Raw genomic sequence first — 19,990 nt, 5'->3', positions numbered from 1 at the left:
CTGTTACTTTAATAATTATTTCTTCTTTTTTTTCTTTTTTTTCTTCTTCTTTTTTACATCGTCCTCGTCTTCCTCATCATCTTCTTCATAATCTTCATCATCATCATCTTCATCATCTTCATCATCATCAACTTGCCAGGCATCCACTAAGTCATCGACAAACTCTTCTTCTTCCTCGGATAGATCGTCAGCCTCCACAATTTCATATAAGCTGTTTGTTATATTAGCTAATAAGCTATTACTCAGGTGTTCACCTAAGAGTTCTATGGATTCTTCTAAAAGATCTTCATCATCCAGATTTTTTCTGGCAAATTTCAAAACCTCTTTTACTGAATACTCCGAACCTAACTTTTTAAAAGTATCTTTCAGATAGGAAGAAATCTGTTCTAACTCTTCATCACTTAACTCATCATCCGCATTGGCAGCGTGAAGAGCAATTAATCCCAGCCTGTATTCAACCGGATAATCTCCCATGGCATCGAGCATTTCTTCATAATCATCTTCAGACATATTATCAAGTTCTGAGTCAAAGTCTTCTAATAGGGAATCGTCATCTCCCCAATGAGATTCATCTAACTCATCGGTATCGATCTTCTTGATTATCCAGGTATCTCCATCATTATATTTCTTATTAATAATATAGTCATAAGGAATATAGCAATATCCTTTATCTCCCCAATCTTTTCCCCAGGAATTGCGGACGATAAAGACCTTATCCGCATCTGAATAGCCCACGCAGAGCATGGCATGGCCGCTATGCTCTTCTCTGGAAACTTCCTTGGGTGTAGGTTTAGGAACCAGACCTTTTCGATGTTTATCAAAAGACTTAAACAGGGAGAGACCAAAAATAATCGGATATCCTTCAGCCAGGCAGGATTTCCAGGCATCCAATTCTGTGGGAACCACCATATAGTCTTCGATAAGGAATTTACTGGCTTCTTCATAGGCTTTTTTTGACGGTTCTTCGTTCACATTATCTTCATCAAAAGGCCAGGTATTTTCCGAACAAATGCCATATTCTTTCAAGCTCTTCACTGCTAGATCAATACAACTCCCCTGGTCTTTCATTTTCTTATATTCCGGATCCATTTTTCGAGCATTGTAGTATAAAAAAAGTCGGCTTACGTCATAAGCATTATCACCAAGATGTTTTTTTAGTAGATATTCATAAGCTCCGGCGGTTGCGTTTGCAGTACAGCTAAATGTGTCTCCCTGTTGCTCGATCGCAGTCATCAGTTTTCTCATATCTACTTTTGGAGGTAAATTTCGATTATTAAAACGTTTGGAAACGAACTTATTTGCAGAATCCTTACCTTTGGATTTCTGATAACCTTTTATAGATTGCTTGGAACCATCCGGCCTTTCCATGACCAGTTCTTTCATGAATTCTTCTGCAAATTCTTTAACAATTCCCTTAACTAAATCTTCCAGCATAAGTCCTCCGAATCAATCAGGCTAATAATTAAAAGAATATATTGATAAGCACAGGATTAAACAAGTCTTTTTTCGTATTCAAGCCAGTACAAAAGGATGCAATACTTAGATTTTATAAATAGGAGTTGTCCTCATAATTTTTCTCTTGGCAAAGAAAACTACTTACAATATCTGTAAATCAGGTAAGCTAAAATGAACTTGAGTAATAGTATTCTGATTGATAAAGTTGAAATTATTGAGAAAACAGATTATTTTACCCTGAGCATAAATCAGAAAAAGAACCGTCTCTATCTTTATTATACATCTAAACCCATTTTTTTCGTTGAAGAAATCTCTGAATATATTCCTGCTTTTGAAAAAGCCCTTTCCAGGTTACAGCCAGGGTTTTCTGTTTTATCCGATAAGCGCTATTGTCTTCCATATTGCCGGGCCGTAGCTGATGAAATAGCCAGGACTCAGGAGATGTCTCAGGAAAAAGGCCTTGGAAATGTAGCGATTATCTTTCCGGAATCTCCGCTCAGGCAGATTCCTTCTTTATATTCTTTACAGAAGACGGGTATATCCTATAAAAGTTTTTTAAGTTTTCGAGAAGCAGAAGAATGGTTAGATTCTAATTCTGACTTATCCTAATTCTTTTTTTTGAATAGAGTTTTTACGAAAAAAATTATTGGACAAATTTCGAAAAAAGAAAGCACCATGGCAAAAAAACTAAGGAAGGATATATGCGTAAGTTTTTACTTCTCTTTATTTCAATCTTTGTTTTAGGTCTGGTTGCCTGCGGGCCTGCTCCTTTAAAATATTCCCGCGTAAGCACACTCGGAACATTCTTAAGTGCTGATGTGCAACAGGGAAGCAAAAGGGTTATGTGGTTCCAGATGTTTGACCAGGTTGGAAATGCTTCTGTTATCGATAGCTATAAAACAGCTACTCAGAAAGTAGTCGATGGGAAATACCCGGCTAAAGTCTCTGAAAATAACCACATCTGGTTGTTGGTAGGAAACCGTTTTGAAATCCGTCTAATCGCCGATAGTAAAAATAAAGTTTTCCAAAATACAAAGAAGTTAGAAGAATTTTTGAAAAGCTTCGATTTAGCTGGTTTGGAAGGAATTACCCAGGCTGATAAGATGGCAAGTAGCTTATTGGAAAAATACATTCCCAGGCTCAGTAAAGTCTCTACCAGAACTACAACTAAAAAAAGAATTCGTAAATAATGAAAAAAGACAGTGGGTATTTACCCGCTGTCTCTATTTATAATATTAGTTTTGAAGTTCTTTGATTTCTTTATTTACAGGAGCTCCATTTTCCCATTCTCCGGAATAAATTTCATAGCCCTCTTTATCGTATAAGGTTCCTTTTCCATGAAAGCGGTTGTCCTTAAAGAATCCATAGTATTTGTTTCCGGCAGAAGATAGAAAAATTCCTTCTCCTTCCAGTTTACCTTCTACAAAATTTCCATAATATAAGTTCCCCAGTTCGGAAATCAAAACACCATTTCCGGAAAACTTATCATTTTCTAAATTACCGGCGTAACGCTCTCCGGCTGAATGAATATATTCCGGTTTTTTAGTAATTTTACTTTCTTCCACCAGACCGTAAATCCGATTACTCTTCGGATGAATAAAGAAACCTCTGGGTATGTTTGAGATCCCATCAAACTCTCCTGCATACATAGAGCCGTTTTTTCCGATTAAAAGCCCTTTTCCCCTCGGAAAACCGTCTTCGAAATTTCCAAAGAAGGAGGTAGTATCCGGATAAATGTAATATCCAACACCATGAAATTTTTGCTTTTTAAAATTTCCAATATAGCGGTGTCCGTGGTAAGAATTTGCATAACCTCTACCTTCAAGCCTTCCTTCCTTCAGATTTCCGGTATAAAAATCTCCATTATGAAAATGATAGGAACCAAAACCTTCAGGTTTACCGGATGAATAATCTCCTGTATAAACATCTCCATTTTTAAAGATACTGGCTCCCTTACCTGAAAAAAAACCTTTCGAAAATGTTCCCCGGTAGAGATTTCCTATTTCATCGAGATAAATACCTTCTCCATCCTGACAATCTCCCTGTAAACAGGGCTTTGAAGTAGAGCTTTCTTCTGAAAAAACAGGAAAAACCAGCAATAAAGTTAAAATTAAAATTTTGTAAAACCACATAAGTTCCTCACTTGATGTTATTCTAAAAATACTATAAGCGATTAGGGAAAGTAAATAAAATTTTTAAGAATTGTCTATCACAATAACGGGAGGAGCTTTGGGTAAAGATTCTAATTGGGGAAGAAGAGATTTTAAATTTCCTATATATTGAAATTCCTCTTCAGAAGTTAAGGATAAACCTAAAAAGACTTTTAAGTCTCGCTTTGCCAGCCTGCCAAGTTCTTTCAGTACCTTTTTGTAACGGTAAGGAGTTTCATAAAGAACAAGGGTATGTTTTAGTTTGAGATACTGTAAAAGTTCTTCTTCCCTTTTCTTATCATCTCGATTTAAAAATCCTATAAAGGTAAAGGGTCTTACCGAAAAACCGGATAGAGAAAGAGCTGCTGTAAGAGCCGAGGGACCGGGAATCACTCGTATACTGACTCCCATAGACCTGCATATATTGACAAGACTGCGGCCCGGGTCTTCTATTCCCGGACTTCCTGCATCCGGCAATAGTACGGATTGGGAGGAATTTTTTACTTTTTCTGCCAGTTCTCGGACTTCTATTTCGGAACTATGCTCATTATAAAGTTCAAAATCCCGTTTTTCCAGACCCAGAGATTTTAAAAACTTCGAAGTCTCCTTAAATTCTTCTCCGATAATGAGCTGGGCTTTTGAGATAACTTCCTTTGCCCGGAGGCTATAATCTTCCTTATTGCCAATCGGAACAGAAATTAGGTATAAACAGGACATTTTAGTAAAATGGTTTTTGGATATAAATTCCTGCTTTTTTACACTCAGTTTTTAGATTTTCGTCTCCCCTATCAAATAAAACAGCTTTTCTTGCATAGGTAAGCATGGGAAAATCATTAATCGAGTCTCCGAAGGCCAGGCAGGGAACCTTTTTAATAAATTTCTTAATGGCTTCTACTTTTCCCTTTCCGTACGTATAAGGTTCACTGATTCCGGGCGTGGAATCACCTTCAAGGTTTGAAACCAACCTCATTCCGATTACCTTTTGGGGAGATATTCCAAAATCATAAACCGCTTCCTGTATAGCCTGTTCCGGAGAAGCTGTAAGCACATAAATATCCCAGGAATTTTCTAATAGAAAAGCTATGAGTTCTTTCATTTCCAGAAAAGGGAGAGCTGCTTCTGATTTTGGAAGCTCCTTTTGTTCATCCCAGACTTTTTTGACATAGAGCCTGAAATCTTCTTCCTTCCATCCGGAAAAAATAAAGGAAGTCCAGCGATATGCCCTTTCCAGCCCTTCTTCGATTCGAATTCTTTCGTATTCAGAGAAAACAAAGGATGTAAAAGCTTTTGGGTTCTTAAATCGATCCTTATAAAAACTATCTGCTACCTTTGGCTCTTTAAAATAAGAGGAAAAGAGACCCTGAAAATGCTCTAAGCCATCATCCAGAAGGGAAAGCATGACTCTTTCCCCCAGATCATTCTTAATTAAAGTATTATCAAAGTCAAAACAGGCCAGAGAACCCTCGTTGGCCGGAATGAAATCCTGGAGGAAGTCAAAGTTTTCCTTAGTCCAGGCGTTCTGATTAAAAGTTTCAATCAAGGAGTTTTTCATGCATTACTACTTTCTCATCGTATTCCTGTCCCGGAGGTGTAAAATAGTGTTCCGGGTTTAAAACAATATCTCTATAGCGAACTTCAAAGTGCAGGTGATGTCCAGTCGAGTGACCGGTATTTCCAACCAGAGCAATAATCTGGCCTTTTTTTACAAAGTCACCTTTTTTAACCACCAGGGAAGAAGCATGAGCATAGAGTGTTTTTAAGTTATTGAATTTATGCTGTATTAACACGGCAAGCCCAAAATTACCATTCTCACCTGCTATTTCGACGATTCCATCATTGGCAGCAAGAATGGGAGTTCCTCTTTTGCAGGCAATGTCAATACCTTTGTGCATAGCTAATTTTCCGAGGTTACGCATTCCGAGTCTCGAAGTAATGGAAACATAACGGGAACTCGTGCCTATCGGCCAGATGAGTTCTCTTACATCGGACTCTATCATTTTTCTTCCCTTTCCCTGATTAAATAGTTTCTTCATATAGTCTCGGGAGAAAGGAAAGAAAATGGCACCCCGTAGAGGTAAATGCCCATCTTCCGGTATTTCATTGATTTGTTTTACTTCTTTTTCACTCGTTCCGAAGCGTTTCATTACGGTTTTAAAAGAAGAAGTCAGGTAATAGGGCTGAACCCATCTACCATCCCGACCTTTATAAGTCTGGATGTATTCGTTGTCGAGCCTGGCAATCTGTTTATTATAGGAATTAGAAAAAATGGAGGTTTGAAACAAGAATAGAATGGGAATAAGTAAAATTACTAATTTTAGCATGGGCACCTTCTGAATAAATGTGAATAAACCAAGAATGGAATAGGCTTTCTTTCTGTCAAGAAAAGGTATCTGATATGATTCTAGATTCAAGAAACTGCCTGCTCCAAAAGTCTATTGTTTACGAATTCGAGGAAGGGTAAAGCTGACACAGGTTCCTTCATTAACTTTACTTCTAATAGATAATTCTCCCCGATTTATTTGGACAAATTCCTTGCATAGAATTAAACCCAGACCGGTTCCGGTTTCCATATCTGTTCCGAGTTTACTTTGTTTTTGGGAGATAGAAAAGATCGTTTCTTGTTCTTCTTCGCTGATACCAATGCCATTGTCTATGATATCAAATTGAATTTTATCCTGTTCTTCCAGAGTTATTGCCTTAACAAGAATTTGACCCTTTGGTTTTGTAAATTTGACAGCATTAGAAAGAATATTTCTCAGAATAGTTTGGAACATATTCGGATCTGCATGAATATAAAGATTATCATCCATTATTTCATTTATAATTGAAATATGCTTTTTTAAAGCAGACATTTTGATTAATTCAATTGATTCATTTATGAGAGATTTTACAGCAAGGGGTGCAGGTATAAATTTTATAGAACCTGTCTGGATTCTTGACCATTCTAATAAATTTTCCAGGAGTTTAAATGTTTTTAGAATAGAATCATGAAGCATTTGGGAATACTCCTTTATTTCCTCATGATTTGTATTTTCAAGTTCTTCTAAGATAATACTTGATATTCCGATGATACCGCTTAAAGGACTTTTTAAATCATGTGAGATAATAGAAAAAAATTTGTTTTTTTCTATATTCATATTTTCTAATTCAGTGGAGTAATTTAGAAGTTGATTTTCTGTATTTTTCCTTTCTGTAATATTTTGTAGAATGATTATGGTTGCTATTTTTTTTTGATTTTTATCGGTTACATTTGAGAATTTTACTATAAAATAGTTTTCTATTCCTTCTGAAGTATTTACTATAATTTCTCCATTCTCAGCTTTTTTGTATAGTTGGATAAATTCCGGATAGTATTGAAATACATCAAAAAAAGGTTTTCCGATTATCTGAGAAATTGATAAATTAAATATGTACTGGCAATACTGATTTGACTCAATAATAATATCATGGGGGGAAACGGTTATGATACCTTCTTCGATATTATTTAAAATTACTTTCCTTGTAACCGGGATAATATTTAAAAAATTTTCCTCAAATAATGCTTTTGCGAAAAAGTAATTTCCTATCATGAAAAATTCCGGAGTTAAATGGTAACCGGGAATGATCGAAATACCGAATCGAAATAGTAAATCATTGATGGCCGGGAGGCTAATGGCTATCAAGATATAGAATAATTGTTTTTTAAAATATTGTGAACTGCTGAATAGGTTATATAGGAGTATCGCGAATGTTAAAAATAAGCAAAAATATAAAAACAGGATGTATAGAGCTGAAAAGAGATTGGGTACGAATTGTAATATAGGAATCTTGTAAAGATATATAATATGATAAGAATGATTTGTAGAGCCAAAAAAAATTCGAGACAAAGAGAATATTGATAATGAAGCAGCCAATATCCATAAAATATTTAAGTATTTTGTAGAATGCTTTAAATACTTTGTTATTATAAGAAGAATCATGTAGGGTGTGAAAATAGTTAAGGAACGAACTGCATGGAAAAGAAAAATCTGAATTTCTAAAGAAAAAACAAAAAGAGAAGCGAGTTTGGATAGTGCCCAGATAGAGAAAATACTCATTAATAAAGCGAACTGGAAAGCTATTTTGTTACTCTTCATTCTATAAGCTGTTATGGCTAAAAAAATGGAGAACGAAGAAGATAAGATATTTAAAATAATTATCAGGTAAAATATGCTGTGATTTAGAGTCATGGTATTCTTTTTTTGCTTGTTTATATTTATTGATTGTTGATAGGTAGAGATGAAGGATAAGATTTGTCAAGTTTTTAATTGTTTGGGAAAAGTAAAAAATCAGCTTGCTGGATATATAAGTTATAATCTAATGGGAATTTATAGATGAAATATTTTGATTTGTTGAAGCAGGTTTTTTTTACTCGTAAGGGAGAATTACGTTCTCTCAATGGCTTAAGGGCTCTCGCAATACTTTTAGTTTTATTACACCATATTCAACCTTTATTAGAAAATATACCAAATACTAATCCTATAATACATCATTTTTTTGGAAATTTTGTATCCGGTGTTGATTTGTTTTTTATATTAAGTGGTTATTTGATTTCTAAAGAATTGCAAAATACATGGAACAAATACGGGAAGATTGATTTTAAAAATTTTTATTTAAAAAGGACCTTACGAATTTTTCCTGCATACTATTTCTTTTTGACTGTTATTTTTGTGATATATACGATAATAATTAATAATCCAAAGTTTCAGACTCTGCCTCAGTATAAAGATATAATCAAAGTCTATTCGTGGTGGCCGATGGATTTTATTTATATGTCTGATTATTTCAAAGGGATACATATTCATACCTGGTCTTTGTCGGTAGAAGAAAAATTTTATTTGGTTCTTCCTTTTTTTGTTCATTTTATATATTTTAGATTAGCAAAAAAGAGTAGGCTTTATACCTTATCTTTACTGTATTTTCTTCCTCTTCTATTTCGATTTATTACTTTTTATAATACCGATTTTTCCCTGGAAGGATATCGTATTTATTATACACACTATCCAATACATGCCAGGTTTGATGCTCTGCTGCTGGGGATAATTCTCATGGAACTTCATACAAATTGGAATATTCTTGCATTCTTACATGATAAAGTTTTTCTAAGATTTCAGCTATACCTTATATCCTTCTTTATTTTATTTCTAAGTCATATTGTAGATACTTCCAAAGTAAATTCTATTTATTTTCAAGTCTTGAATTATAATGGATTTGATATTGGGTTTGCTATTTTATTTTTACTGTGTCTGGATGAAAACTCCATTATTTCTAAAGTAATGAGTTTTCAAATTTTTACTCCGATAGCCAGATTAAGTTATACAATCTATTTATGGCATATCCATATTTTTATTACTGCAACTAATGGCACGCAAATTTCCAAAAAAGTCATTGAAAAGGGAACAATTACCTGGCTGGAGTTCGGAACAGTTTTTTTATACGGAGTGCTTGTTATTATGATCTGGTCATTTTTTCTCTATGCTATTGTAGAAGCTCCCTTTTTATATTTGAAAGAGAGGTTAAAGAAAACGACTTAGAACCGAAGTCTTCATTTTTCGGTTTTATTTGAAGGATACAAAAAAACTTTTTGATATGTTTGTAAAAAAAAATTCTGACTATATTTATACTTGATTTTACTAAAATAGTAAATAATGTAGTATTATGTCTGTAGACAAAAGAAGGAATAAACGGTATTTTTTTGATCCGCAAAATCCATACCGGGTAGAAATTCAACTGGGTCCTAATAGCTATTCTAATGCATATATACGAGACATATCCTTGAGCAGCAATTCCCGCTTTAGAGTACAAGGCTTCTTTAAGCCTGTTTTTTAATCCATAACTTCCGGATTTCCTTCGAGGAAAAGAACCCAAAATACTTATGTATAGTAAAAATTGAGCTAAAATCATAGTAAAATTAGTACAAGGAAAAATGAATGAATAGCTCCTTCAGAAAATTTTTCACTGTTTTTAAAAATCTCGCTATGATGAATTTTCTCCTATAGAAATATTTGCTTTAAATCCATAAGCAATAGCCTGGAATAGTTGCTCCATAGATGAAAATTCAAATATTTCAAACAAGTTTCTTATCTTTTGCCAGAACAATCTTTTTGCATGAAAAGTTCCAAGTGCTTTTCGAAATAATGCACAGCTTGATTGTTGGATCTGATCTACAAGAAAAGCAAGTATCATAAGAGTTGCAAAGTTATTAGACAAATTCTTACTGCCATGTCCATAATTGTGTTCAAAGTGATAACCCTGATTTTTCAGAGTATTGAAGGTTTCATTTTCTATCTTCCATCGTGCTCTCGCGATTCGCATCAATTCATAAGCATTTTCTTTTGTAATTTCAATATCTGTAACCCAGCTAAAAGCAATCATATGCTCTTTTTTATCAACCTGCTTATACTCAAGAACATTGACTTTGAGTTCTGAAGTCTCATTTAAAGAAATTTGGTTTGTAAAAGAAAAGTAATGAGAAAATCTATCTTTCTCTATACAGAATTGCTCTGTCTTTTTTAATTCCTGTAGCTTATCAAGTTGATTGTAAAGGTGTTTGTGATTTTTTTCTTTTGCACCTATGATAAAGGATAGATTCTTCTCTTTCAGTAATTCAATGTGGGGAGCATTTGAAAACAGAGAATCCTCTACAAATATTGTTTTTAAATGAGGATGCTCTCTTCTAAAATCTTCAATAAATCGTTTAGAGGCGTTTAACTCACAGTCATTTTTTGTTTTCCCATCTTCGTTTGTAATAGGTTCAAACATAAGAGGGATAACTTCTTTCTTATCCGGATGCACAATACAGGCACCATACATCATATGCTGGTAGAGAGTTTCACTTTTCTTATTCTTTACAAGACAGGATTTACAATGAATTTTTCCTGAAGAGAAGAATCCGGTTCCGTCCCCGGAAAGAATATAATAATCATCAAGGACACGATAAGATTCGAGAACCTTGCCACGCTGAAGTTTTGAAAAAAGGTTTTTATATATTTTCCTGAAAGCTCCTGTTGAAACTTCATCAACAATTTCTCTCATTTGAGTGTCAGAGGGTATCTCTTGAATCTTGTATATACTTTGAAGATTTTTATTCTTCACTTTTTCTCTTTCAAACTCAAGAAGTGATGCGTTCTTTTGAGAAAAGATAGCAAAGGCTGACATTAAAGCATCTGTTAGAGAAATCGAAGGATTGACCCTGTGGTCTGGAATTTTAGAAAATTCCTCCCGAATTGCTTGATAAAGTCCATCTGCTGATAAATCTACCCGTGCGTGTAACTCGTTTTTGGCTGGCATATAGTCAAAAAGACTATATCCCTGCACAGGTACAAGCGATTTTTGATGAAAAAGTTTACGAAAGCTTTCCCTGTAAACCCAAAAATCTTAGCCTTATCTGCCTGTTACAAGCAAAGCGGGAATTGCTGATCCTTGAGTGGGATTTGTGTCATTACAGCTTTGGATACATTTCTTCAAAAAAATCGATACTATGAATTGAGGATAATACGAGCAGAGGATGATGAAAATGAAGGGGTTGAAATAAGAGCCAGGGCAAAATTGATATGGTATTTGCGTTCCTCTTATACCAATATAGATTCCATGTACTATGGAATGGAGTTTGAAGAATTTATCCAGCTACCCGATGAAATTACGAAACTACCTTAGTGAAAATAAAAAGTTTCTAACAGTATTATTTAGTCTTTTCGCTTTACCTTCCATTTTCCTTCTGGCAGAGAAGGGTAGAATTCAACAGAAAGGGGGGGAGGTTCTCTTGTTTAAAAAAAACAGTGTCTATAATTCGATAGAGGTTGTAAAGCAGGGTAATTATCTAAGCCTGTATTTTGTAAATCAAGGACATCGCTATCTCGAATCCCGCTCGGATCTTTCGAATCCTGAGGTCTTGCCTGTTTTATACAACCGCCTTATGTCTACCGGTTTTTTGTATACTCCGAAACAGGATTCCCTTCTAATGCTCGGACTCGGAGGCGGCGGAGTTTCTAATTATTTACACAGGCATATGCCAAATTTAAATCTGGATCTGGTGGATATTGATTCGGAGGTTGTTTCCTGTGCTATAAAATATTTTGGTGTCAAAGAGGATTCTAAACAAAAAATATACATTTCGGATGCTAAGAAGTTTCTGGCTGGATCTCAAAAGAAATATGATGTTATTCTTGGTGATACCTATAGGGGAGGTTATATCCCTACCGAATTGATGACTGAAGAATACTTTCGTCTGCTCAAGTCACACCTTCAGGATGAGGGTTGCTTTGTGAGTAATTTGCATTATGGAACAAAAAGTTTTACACTCATTTATTCTCGCCTGCGAAAAGTATTTCCTCTTCATGAAATGTATTCTCTTGGAGCGAGGCATGCTGTAGTGTTAATTTCCTGTAATAATCTTTCCCAGAAAAAATATGCCAGTTGGGAAAGAGCTCAGGACTTGCAGAAGAAATACAATTTTTATTACCCTCTTACGGAGTTATTTCGGAAGAGGGACAAACTTCCCGCCTTAAAGCCTTAAAAATAATTCTAAAAAAATGAACCTTTTCTTTTTTTAGCACTCTAATAGTTAGAGTGCTAAAATGGAGGATACGACAATGAGATTAAAAGATTTGATTCTTTGGAATAAGGATAATAAAGAACTAAAAGAAAATAGCAGACCTTTGAGCCTTTTTGACAGGGAGTTTGACCGTCTCATGAATGGCTTTTTTAGTGATTTTCATTTCCCGGTAGAACGAAATGAAACCTGGGGGAAAACATTTCAGCCAAGTATAAATATTATGGAAAATGAAGCGGAAATTCGTATTGAAGCTGAGCTTCCGGGTCTTACAGAAAAAGATATAGAAGTGAACCTCGAAAAAAATGTCCTGAGTATTAGCGGGGAAAAGAGGATTGAGAAAAAAGATGAGAAAGAAAACTACAGGCTAATTGAAAGCTCTTATGGAAAATTTTGCAGGAGAATTGAGCTTCCGGATGGAGTCAATCAAGAGGGGATAGAAGCTGAATTTAAGGGAGGTTTGATGACAATTCGGGTTCCAAGAATTGAAGTCGCAAAACAGGATATAAAAAAAATAGAAGTCAAAAAAGTGGAGTGAATCTATAGTTAGTAGTTTTGAAAGGATAAATACGGGAGGGTCTTTTTAAGCACCTGCTTCTTTAAGAAGCTTTAAAAAGATGGATGGAATTCTGAAAACTTCTTATTAAATTCTCTTTGAATTTAATAAGAAGTTTTTTTATTATTATAACGTCAAATTTTTAAAAGTGGATCTAATCATAAAAAGTATTAAGCGAAAGTGGGAAAGAAAGTATTGTATTTTAGAGGTTAATACAATGACTGGGTATTATATGAGCTTTTGGGTATAAGAAATGGCTGAAGTAAAAGGGAAATTTATTACCCTTGCCTGTTCTATTCTTGATACAGATAAAGAATTAAAAGAAAAGGCTCTTTGGGAAGTTAAAAAATATACAGGTTTGAAATATACAGAACTCGAATCGGAAGGTTGGTATGATACGAAAGTATTTCAGGCTGTTTTTTCTGTTATTGAGAAAAAAATGGATCTGGCACTGGCAAGGGCTACTATTAAACGTATTGGCCTACAGGTGTATCCAACCATAAAAAATACTGTAGGTTTACCTGAGCATTTAAAGAAGCCTCTCGATTATATAAAATATGAAGCTGAAGGCTTTTTGGACAATCACAGGGGAAAGGATATTCAGCCAAGGAAAATTCTACATGCAGAGGATAAAAATGTAGTCATTATAGCTAATTCTCCCGGCTACTCTCCTGTTTTAATCGAAGGAGTTTTTTTAGGAATTCTCACTATGTGTGGTGTTCATGGTCGGGTAAGCATGAAAACGGAAGGAGGAGATTGCATCTATTATATTTCCTGGGTTTGATTTCATTTATGTGCTGCATAAATTTTTATGTCTTACAGCGTGTCTTAAAATAGACTTACCTATTAAAGAAAAGCAAGCTGCAAGAGCCTGTAGCTTCATTTTCAGCAGGCTCTTATATTTTTTTAAAAAAAGCACTTGACATATACATATTTTAACTATTATGTTGTGTAGTATGAAAGAACTAACACAAAAACAGGAATTGGTTTTAAAATTTATCACTCGAATTATTAGAGATAGGGGTTTTCCACCTACAATCCGCGAGATTGGTGATGAGTTTCAAATCACAGCAAAGGGTGCCTACGATCATTTAAAGGCGATTGAGAAAAAAGGTTATATCCGAACTTCTAAAAATCAATCCAGGGCTATAGAGCTCATTCGGCACAGTGCAGAAGAGCCTCTTCCGGTTCGGGCTTCCAGTATTCCGCTGGTTGGCCGTGTAGCAGCCGGTTTACCCATTTTAGCCGAAGAAAATATTGAAGATTACATCCCTGTACCTGAAAATTTAAATAAAAAAGGTACCCTGTATGCACTGAGAGTGGTTGGAGATTCTATGCAGGATGAGGGAATTTTAGATGGGGATATTGCCATTATTCAAAAAAAAGAAGTGGCCAGGAGTGGGGAAATTGTAGTAGCTATGATTGAAAACGAAGCCACATTAAAATACTACTATAAAGATACAGATCATGTTCGTCTCGAACCCCGTAACTCGAAGTATAAACCCATTAAAACGAAAAAAGCAACAGTTCTTGGAAAACTTATTGGCCTTTACAGAATATACTAATTGACAGGCACCGGGTTACAAACCTATTCATAAACAATGAAGAGAAATATATTCATACTCTATCTTTTCTTGTTTATGACCTGTGCCCCGGTAAAAAATGAAGTTTCTGAAATTGATTTAAAGAGATTGCTTGAAACGATTTCTAGAACCAGGCTATATCACCACCTTAGCCTCGAAGAAGGTGCCATTCCGAAAAGTGAACGGAGGATTTTTCTGGATTCCTGCAAAATTTTACGTCTCAATCCAATTCTGGTTCTGGATAAATTAAAACCCAAACAACCCGAACTTTATAAACTGTTCAAGGCGAAGGATGAGTAAAAGAGAACGATTATTCTGGTTTTTGCTTAGTTTCCTTCTTTTTCTCTCTCACTTTACTATTCCGGATAGAGTAAAAGCAGTTTCCAGGGAAACAGAAATGTATCTCAATATTTTCCATGAAGCCTTAAAATTTATTCGAATGGATTATGTTGAGGAGGTAAAAGAAGCAGATCTTTTTAAAGGGGCTATTCGGGGAGTATTAAGCAGTCTCGGAGATCCACACAGTAGGTTTTTAGATGAAGATGAGTTTAAAGAACATAAAGAAGAGACTCGTGGAAGTTATGGTGGGATCGGAATAGAAGTTACCTATAGAAATGGAAGTATTCTTGTTATTTCGCCTATCGATGGAACTCCGGCCAAGAAAGCCGGAATTCTACCCGGTGATAGAATCGTAGAAATCGATGGAAAACAGACCAGGAAAATGACTATTCCGGATGCTATCAAGATAATGAGAGGAAAAATTGGAAGTTCTGTAAAAATCAAAATCAAACGGAAAGGACACGATGAGCTTCTTGACTTTAGCTTTGTTCGCAAACTTATCCAGATTCATTACATTAAATCTGAGTATATTTCTAAACAGAAGATAGGTTATATTCGTCTGACTCAATTTATGGGATTTGAGAATACCCTTGAGGAATTTCAAAAGACACTTCATTCCCTGTTAAAGAAAGGAGCAAGAAGTTTTATTATTGATCTCAGGATGAATCCGGGAGGCCTGCTTCAGATGGCAACCGAAATATCTGATTTATTTTTGCCTGAAGGAAAAGTAATTGTTTCTGTTAGAGGAAGAGGAGGTAAGTTAATCCAGGTATCTAAATCCAGTTCCGGAGATAAGACTCTTGAAAAAATTCCTCTTCTGGTACTAATTGATAAAGGTTCAGCCAGTGCATCGGAAATTTTCGCGGGTGCTATAAAAGATAATAAACGGGGACTTATTCTGGGTGAGAAATCTTTTGGTAAAGGCTCTGTTCAGAATATTTATAGTTTGCCTCATGATACGGGTCTTGCGCTTACTATCCAAAAATATTATACTCCCAGTGAAAAGTCGATTCATGGAATTGGCATTCAACCCGATGTTGTAGTCGAATCTTTAAAACCGAGGGATTTTGAAAAAAAAGCCCTGATCAAGTTATTCAAAAGTTCCTTTATTGAAACTTTTGTAAAAAAACATCCTGATGGATACAATAGGAAGAATCGACAGAGGTTTTTAAAAGAGCTGAATCGAATGTCCATCCACCTCTCTCGTGAAATTGCCCTGTCCTTACTGAAAAAAGAGTATAATTTAAACCATGAAACTGTGTTTGATCTGGAGTTCGATCCACAACTTCGTAAAGCCATACAGATTCTGGGAAAGAAAAAATGATCGGTCTGGGCATAGAAACAAGCTGTGATGAAACTTCTTTGAGTCTTGTGGAGGATGGAAAAAAACTTTTAGGGCTTAAGATTTTTAGCCAGATTGCTTTGCATAAGAAATTTAAAGGAGTCGTTCCTGAAATTGCTTCAAGAGCTCATCTCGAGAAGATCAACCTACTATTTGAAGAGTTGAAAGAAGAGACTTTTTTAAAACCTGAAAGTCTATCTTATGTGGCTGTTACCAGCAGACCGGGTTTAATGGGTTCTTTGATGATAGGAGCACAATTCGCCCGTTGTTTGTCCCTGGTTCATTCCATACCGATTATTACTGTGGATCATCTGGAAGCCCATCTGGCAGCTATTTATTTAGAAAATAAAGAACCACTTTTCCCTTTTTTAGGGGTTTTATTGTCGGGGGGGAATTCTTCTATATACCTTGTAAAAAATTTTGGAGAAATGGACTTATTGGGAGATACAATGGATGATGCCCTGGGAGAAGCCTTTGATAAAGTTTCGATGATTCTTGGTTTGTCTTATCCGGGAGGGCCTGAAATCGAAAGACGTGCGGGAGAATATGTTCCTCTAAACGACGAAAAACGTTTGTTTCCGGAACTTTTAAAGGATTTGCCCGTCAACAAAATTCAATTTTCTTACAGTGGAATTAAAACGGGAGTACTATATTACAGCAGAAAAGTCTCTCTCAAGGAAAGGGAAATTTCTAAAATCTGCTATCATTTTCAAAATACTGCATTTCAATTGGTAGAAAAGAATATAAAAAGAGCGGTTAAAAAAACAGGTATTCGTAGAGTGGTTGCAGCAGGCGGGGTCCTGGCAAATGATACCCTGAAAGCTCGATTGAAGAAGCTGGCAGGAAAGGAAAATATTCAGATTTCTTATCCGGAACGGAAAGTGCTGTGTACGGATAATGGGGCTATGGTTGCCAGTCTGGGATATTACCTTTTTCAAAAACAAAAAATAGATAAAATTGACTTTAAAGTGAGTCCAAATAGGCAGATATATACATGAAAAAATCTAGATTATCCTGGGTTCCCAATGCGCTTTCTCTCGGAAACTTAAGTTTTGGTTTCGTGTCTATGCTCATCTCAATTGAATCAACGAAGAGCTCAAATCCCGGAGGAGTTTTTATTCTCGCCGGAATATTTATTATTCTGGCTGCGGTTTTTGATGGTTTCGATGGTATAATTGCCAGAGCTTTAAACGCAACCAGTGATTTAGGTGCGGAATTAGATACTCTCGCAGACCTTACTACCTTTGGAATTGCTCCCGGTGTACTGATGTATGAGATGATCTTATTTAATTTTCGTTCAGGTCTTCCGGGTTTTGAACAGGAGTTCCCATTTGGAATGATGATTGCTGCGATTTTCCCTATTTGTGCAGCCTATCGTCTGGCGAGGTTTACAGTAGGGCATGATCCGGCTTATTTTGATGGTTTACCTTCTCCAATTGCCGGAGTACTGGTAGCTCTTTTCCCGATGACATTTTATTCTATGAATGTTCCGGCCTATATCACCATTCCAACTTTTGTCTGTATCGCTTTGCTTATGGTTTCTAAAATTCGTTATTCTAAACCGCAGGTTGCAATGAGGGGGAAACTTACTCGCGGAAAACTTATGATTTTGCTATCAGGTCTTCTGGCGATTTTTATTCTTGCAGGTTTGAATCGTTTTCCGATGGTGTTATATGCAATTATTCTTTTTTATGTATTTACGGGGATCGTGAGTTTCCTTATCCATCTAATACAGGAGATTTGAATTGAAAAAAAGCAGAGTAATTGTCACCGGTGGAGCAGGTCTTATCGGATCTAATATTGTACAGGAATTGAATACCTCCGGTGAAGAAGATATTCTGATTGTTGATCATCTGGGAACTTCCGAGAAATGGAAAAATCTAAGCAGGCTTCATTTTAAAGATTACATGGAAAAGGATGATTTTTTAAAAAAAGTTCAGAATGGATTTCTGAATTCCTATACTCATGTGATTCACATGGGTGCCTGTTCCAGCACTACAGAAATCGATGCGAGTTATTTAATTCGAAATAATTATGAATATACAAAAATACTGGCCGAAACCTGTGTAGAAAATGGAATTCGTTTTTTATACGCTTCCAGTGCTGCCACTTATGGTCTTGGGGAAAATGGATATGATGATAAAGTCGATATCTTTTCTTTACGTCCACTGAATATGTACGGATACTCCAAACATCTTTTTGATTTATATGCCATGAAAACCGGTTTAATAAATAAGATAACCGGATTAAAATATTTTAATGTATTTGGTTATGGGGAATTTCATAAGGGAGATATGAGGAGTGTTGTTTTAAAGGGTTATGAAGAAATAAAGAAGACCGGTAAATTGCGTTTATTTCGTTCCTATCGAAAGGAATATAAAGATGGGGAGCAGAAAAGAGATTTTCTTTATGTACAGGATGCCGCTAGAATTACTTTGCATCTGCTATCCGGGGCTTTTTATGGTATTTATAATGTAGGTCGAGGAGTCGCAGAAACCTGGAATTCATTGGGGACTGCTATTTTTTCAGCACTGGGTATCCCGGAAAATATAGAGTATTCAGAAATGCCGGAGCATCTAAAAGAAAAATACCAGTATTTTACTAAATCAGATACAGAAAAGCTACTTCAAACAAAGTATTCTCAGGGTTTTACACCTCTGTCTAAGGCCATAGGAGAATATGTAAAACTACTCGAAACCGGACATTGAGATTGTAATATTAATGAATAAGTGACTCTATTACTAAAATAAGGATAAAAGGATAGAATGATGAGAAGAACATTTTTATATATAGGTATTTTATTTACCTCGGCCTTGCTCTTACATTGTCCCTCAACACCTACAAAAGTGGATGATGGATATATTATTGTGACGGAAAAAGGTGTGGACAGAGATGATGCCGAACTTAATGCAAAGAAGAAAATTTTAGAAATCGGACTCGGTGCGCTGATTGAAGGTGAGTCCAAATCTACTGATGGGCAGTTAGACTATCGAGAAATTTACGAGAGTGTGGAAGGGTATGTAACACACTTTACGATTATCAAAGAGAAGGATCTCGGTGATGCAGGCTATCAGATGAAAGCAAAAGGAAGGGTGAATCGGAAAGCCTTAAAAAATGCCCTTGAAGAACGTTTAAAAACAATTGGAAAGCCGAGATTCATGGTTCTAATAAAAGAAGATTTTTTTGGAACCCTGAGAGAACCCGGAGATTCCATTACTGAAAAAGAACTGGTCGTGAAGTTTCCGGATTTTGAGTTTATGGATAGAAACCAGTTTCAGAAGATCATAGCCAGGGAAGGTGGAGAGATTATTGGTGCTTATGACGATCCAACTGCCCAGGAAAAAGCTCTGAAGGTAGCCGCCGAGCAGGGAGTTGATTTTCTACTGGTTGGGAGAACCAAGGTTATCCAGGGAGCGGAAGTGATGAATAGTGGTATGTTTTCTATTCAATCTACAGTTGAGTATAAAATTATTGATGTTGGAACAGCAAGGATTATTGCTGCAAATAATTCCAGTGGAGCCTATCCCCATATTAATAAAGAACAGGGAGCCCAGAAGTCTATTCAGAAAGGTATTGATTCATCAGCCAATAGTATTGTTTCCCAGGTTATGAAAAAGTGGAAAGCAGGAAGAACGATTCGTCTTGTTATTGAAGGGATTACTTATGATGAATATCTCGAAAAAGAAATGGATCAAATTATTCGGAAGATTAAGGGAGTGAATTCTGTAAATGAGAGGAACACCCGCGGGCCACTGGTTCTGGAAGTTCAGGCTATGTTTGATGGAACACGTTTATACAAGCGCTTGATCCAGGCTAAGAAAGATATGAATGGAATAAATTTTACCAGTAAAGAAGTAAAAGGCGGGCAGGTTCATATACAGATTACCCAAAAATAAGATCATAATTGAATTAAGGTAAAATAACAAAGACGGAGTCGGAGTAAAATGACTCTGTCTTTTCCGACTTACTGGTTTTTACGTAGGGTTTTAACAGGGA

The 19,990-nt window shown here is 35.7% G+C and carries 21 protein-coding genes; 14 read left to right on the top strand and 7 right to left on the bottom strand.

Features of this window, described 5'->3' with window-relative positions; genetic code table 11:
- Window positions 1-15: 15 nt before the first annotated feature.
- Complete coding sequence (locus tag H7A25_13510; protein ID MCP5500919.1) at window positions 16-1,434, bottom strand: TerB family tellurite resistance protein; 1,419 nt, start codon at window positions 1,432-1,434, stop codon at window positions 16-18.
- A gap of 192 nt (window positions 1,435-1,626) precedes the next feature.
- On the opposite strand from H7A25_13510, the gene H7A25_13505 reads away from it, so the two are divergent.
- Both H7A25_13505 and H7A25_13500 read left to right on the top strand, forming a co-directional pair.
- Window positions 1,627-2,064, top strand: a complete 438-nt coding sequence (locus H7A25_13505) for a hypothetical protein (protein MCP5500918.1) — start codon at window positions 1,627-1,629, stop codon at window positions 2,062-2,064.
- Window positions 2,065-2,156: 92 nt separating this feature from the next.
- A complete protein-coding gene (locus tag H7A25_13500; GenBank protein MCP5500917.1) occupies window positions 2,157-2,645 on the top strand; it encodes a hypothetical protein in 489 nt (162 codons plus the stop codon).
- 45 nt (window positions 2,646-2,690) lie between these two features.
- Here the strand turns inward: H7A25_13500 and H7A25_13495 are convergent, their stop codons facing one another.
- The 5 genes from H7A25_13495 to H7A25_13475 form a co-directional block, all read right to left on the bottom strand.
- Entirely contained in the window at window positions 2,691-3,587 is an 897-nt protein-coding gene (locus H7A25_13495) for a hypothetical protein (protein ID MCP5500916.1), read from the bottom strand.
- Between the two features lie 63 nt (window positions 3,588-3,650).
- The gene (locus tag H7A25_13490; GenBank protein ID MCP5500915.1) at window positions 3,651-4,322 is read right to left on the bottom strand and encodes a 16S rRNA methyltransferase; all 672 of its coding nucleotides are present in this window, start codon (window positions 4,320-4,322) and stop codon (window positions 3,651-3,653) included.
- A 1-nt stretch (window position 4,323) separates the two neighbouring features.
- Window positions 4,324-5,157: a haloacid dehalogenase-like hydrolase gene (locus H7A25_13485; protein ID MCP5500914.1), complete on the bottom strand. Its 834-nt coding sequence runs from the start codon at window positions 5,155-5,157 to the stop codon at window positions 4,324-4,326.
- Window positions 5,138-5,926 (bottom strand): M23 family metallopeptidase, encoded by a 789-nt coding sequence (locus H7A25_13480; protein ID MCP5500913.1) that lies wholly within the window; start codon window positions 5,924-5,926, stop codon window positions 5,138-5,140. Before H7A25_13480 ends, H7A25_13485 begins: the two co-directional genes overlap by 20 nt.
- Window positions 5,927-6,037: 111 nt before the next feature.
- Window positions 6,038-7,813: a PAS domain S-box protein gene (locus tag H7A25_13475; protein MCP5500912.1), complete on the bottom strand. Its 1,776-nt coding sequence runs from the start codon at window positions 7,811-7,813 to the stop codon at window positions 6,038-6,040.
- A 144-nt stretch (window positions 7,814-7,957) separates the two neighbouring features.
- Here H7A25_13475 and H7A25_13470 point away from each other — a divergent pair, with 144 nt between their 5' ends.
- Complete coding sequence (locus H7A25_13470; GenBank protein MCP5500911.1) at window positions 7,958-9,157, top strand: acyltransferase; 1,200 nt, start codon at window positions 7,958-7,960, stop codon at window positions 9,155-9,157.
- A 442-nt stretch (window positions 9,158-9,599) separates the two neighbouring features.
- Here the strand turns inward: H7A25_13470 and H7A25_13465 are convergent, their stop codons facing one another.
- Window positions 9,600-10,913, bottom strand: coding sequence for a transposase (locus H7A25_13465; protein ID MCP5500910.1), 1,314 nt, complete (start codon window positions 10,911-10,913; stop codon window positions 9,600-9,602).
- A 159-nt stretch (window positions 10,914-11,072) separates the two neighbouring features.
- Here H7A25_13465 and H7A25_13460 point away from each other — a divergent pair, with 159 nt between their 5' ends.
- The 11 genes from H7A25_13460 (at window position 11,073) to H7A25_13410 (ending at window position 19,890) form a co-directional block, all read left to right on the top strand.
- Window positions 11,073-11,279 carry a hypothetical protein gene (locus H7A25_13460; GenBank protein ID MCP5500909.1) on the top strand — a complete coding sequence of 69 codons (207 nt, stop codon included), beginning with the start codon at window positions 11,073-11,075 and terminating at the stop codon, window positions 11,277-11,279.
- 106 nt (window positions 11,280-11,385) lie between these two features.
- The gene (locus tag H7A25_13455) at window positions 11,386-12,138 is read left to right on the top strand and encodes a fused MFS/spermidine synthase (GenBank protein ID MCP5500908.1); all 753 of its coding nucleotides are present in this window, start codon (window positions 11,386-11,388) and stop codon (window positions 12,136-12,138) included.
- Between the two features lie 76 nt (window positions 12,139-12,214).
- The gene (locus H7A25_13450; protein ID MCP5500907.1) at window positions 12,215-12,712 is read left to right on the top strand and encodes an Hsp20/alpha crystallin family protein; all 498 of its coding nucleotides are present in this window, start codon (window positions 12,215-12,217) and stop codon (window positions 12,710-12,712) included.
- Window positions 12,713-12,983: 271 nt separating this feature from the next.
- Window positions 12,984-13,514: a hypothetical protein gene (locus H7A25_13445; protein MCP5500906.1), complete on the top strand. Its 531-nt coding sequence runs from the start codon at window positions 12,984-12,986 to the stop codon at window positions 13,512-13,514.
- Window positions 13,515-13,686: 172 nt separating this feature from the next.
- The gene (lexA, locus tag H7A25_13440; GenBank protein MCP5500905.1) at window positions 13,687-14,295 is read left to right on the top strand and encodes a transcriptional repressor LexA; all 609 of its coding nucleotides are present in this window, start codon (window positions 13,687-13,689) and stop codon (window positions 14,293-14,295) included.
- Between the two features lie 36 nt (window positions 14,296-14,331).
- On the top strand, window positions 14,332-14,613 hold the full coding sequence (locus tag H7A25_13435) for a hypothetical protein (protein ID MCP5500904.1): 282 nt from the start codon (window positions 14,332-14,334) through the stop codon (window positions 14,611-14,613).
- Window positions 14,606-15,976, top strand: coding sequence for a S41 family peptidase (locus H7A25_13430; protein MCP5500903.1), 1,371 nt, complete (start codon window positions 14,606-14,608; stop codon window positions 15,974-15,976). The genes H7A25_13435 and H7A25_13430 overlap by 8 nt, the downstream gene beginning before the upstream one ends.
- The gene (gene tsaD, locus H7A25_13425; GenBank protein ID MCP5500902.1) at window positions 15,973-16,992 is read left to right on the top strand and encodes a tRNA (adenosine(37)-N6)-threonylcarbamoyltransferase complex transferase subunit TsaD; all 1,020 of its coding nucleotides are present in this window, start codon (window positions 15,973-15,975) and stop codon (window positions 16,990-16,992) included. Before H7A25_13430 ends, tsaD begins: the two co-directional genes overlap by 4 nt.
- A complete protein-coding gene (locus H7A25_13420; protein ID MCP5500901.1) occupies window positions 16,989-17,738 on the top strand; it encodes a CDP-alcohol phosphatidyltransferase family protein in 750 nt (249 codons plus the stop codon). Before tsaD ends, H7A25_13420 begins: the two co-directional genes overlap by 4 nt.
- A 1-nt stretch (window position 17,739) precedes the next feature.
- On the top strand, window positions 17,740-18,702 hold the full coding sequence (gene rfaD, locus H7A25_13415) for an ADP-glyceromanno-heptose 6-epimerase (GenBank protein MCP5500900.1): 963 nt from the start codon (window positions 17,740-17,742) through the stop codon (window positions 18,700-18,702).
- Window positions 18,703-18,762: 60 nt separating this feature from the next.
- Window positions 18,763-19,890 carry a hypothetical protein gene (locus H7A25_13410; protein MCP5500899.1) on the top strand — a complete coding sequence of 376 codons (1,128 nt, stop codon included), beginning with the start codon at window positions 18,763-18,765 and terminating at the stop codon, window positions 19,888-19,890.
- The last annotated feature ends 100 nt before the right edge of the window (window positions 19,891-19,990 follow it).

The organism is Leptospiraceae bacterium, from assembly GCA_024233835.1.
Lineage (GTDB): Bacteria > Spirochaetota > Leptospiria > Leptospirales > Leptospiraceae > JACKPC01.
Note: the sequence above shows the minus strand (reverse complement) of the source record. Positions and strands in the feature narration are given on the sequence as shown.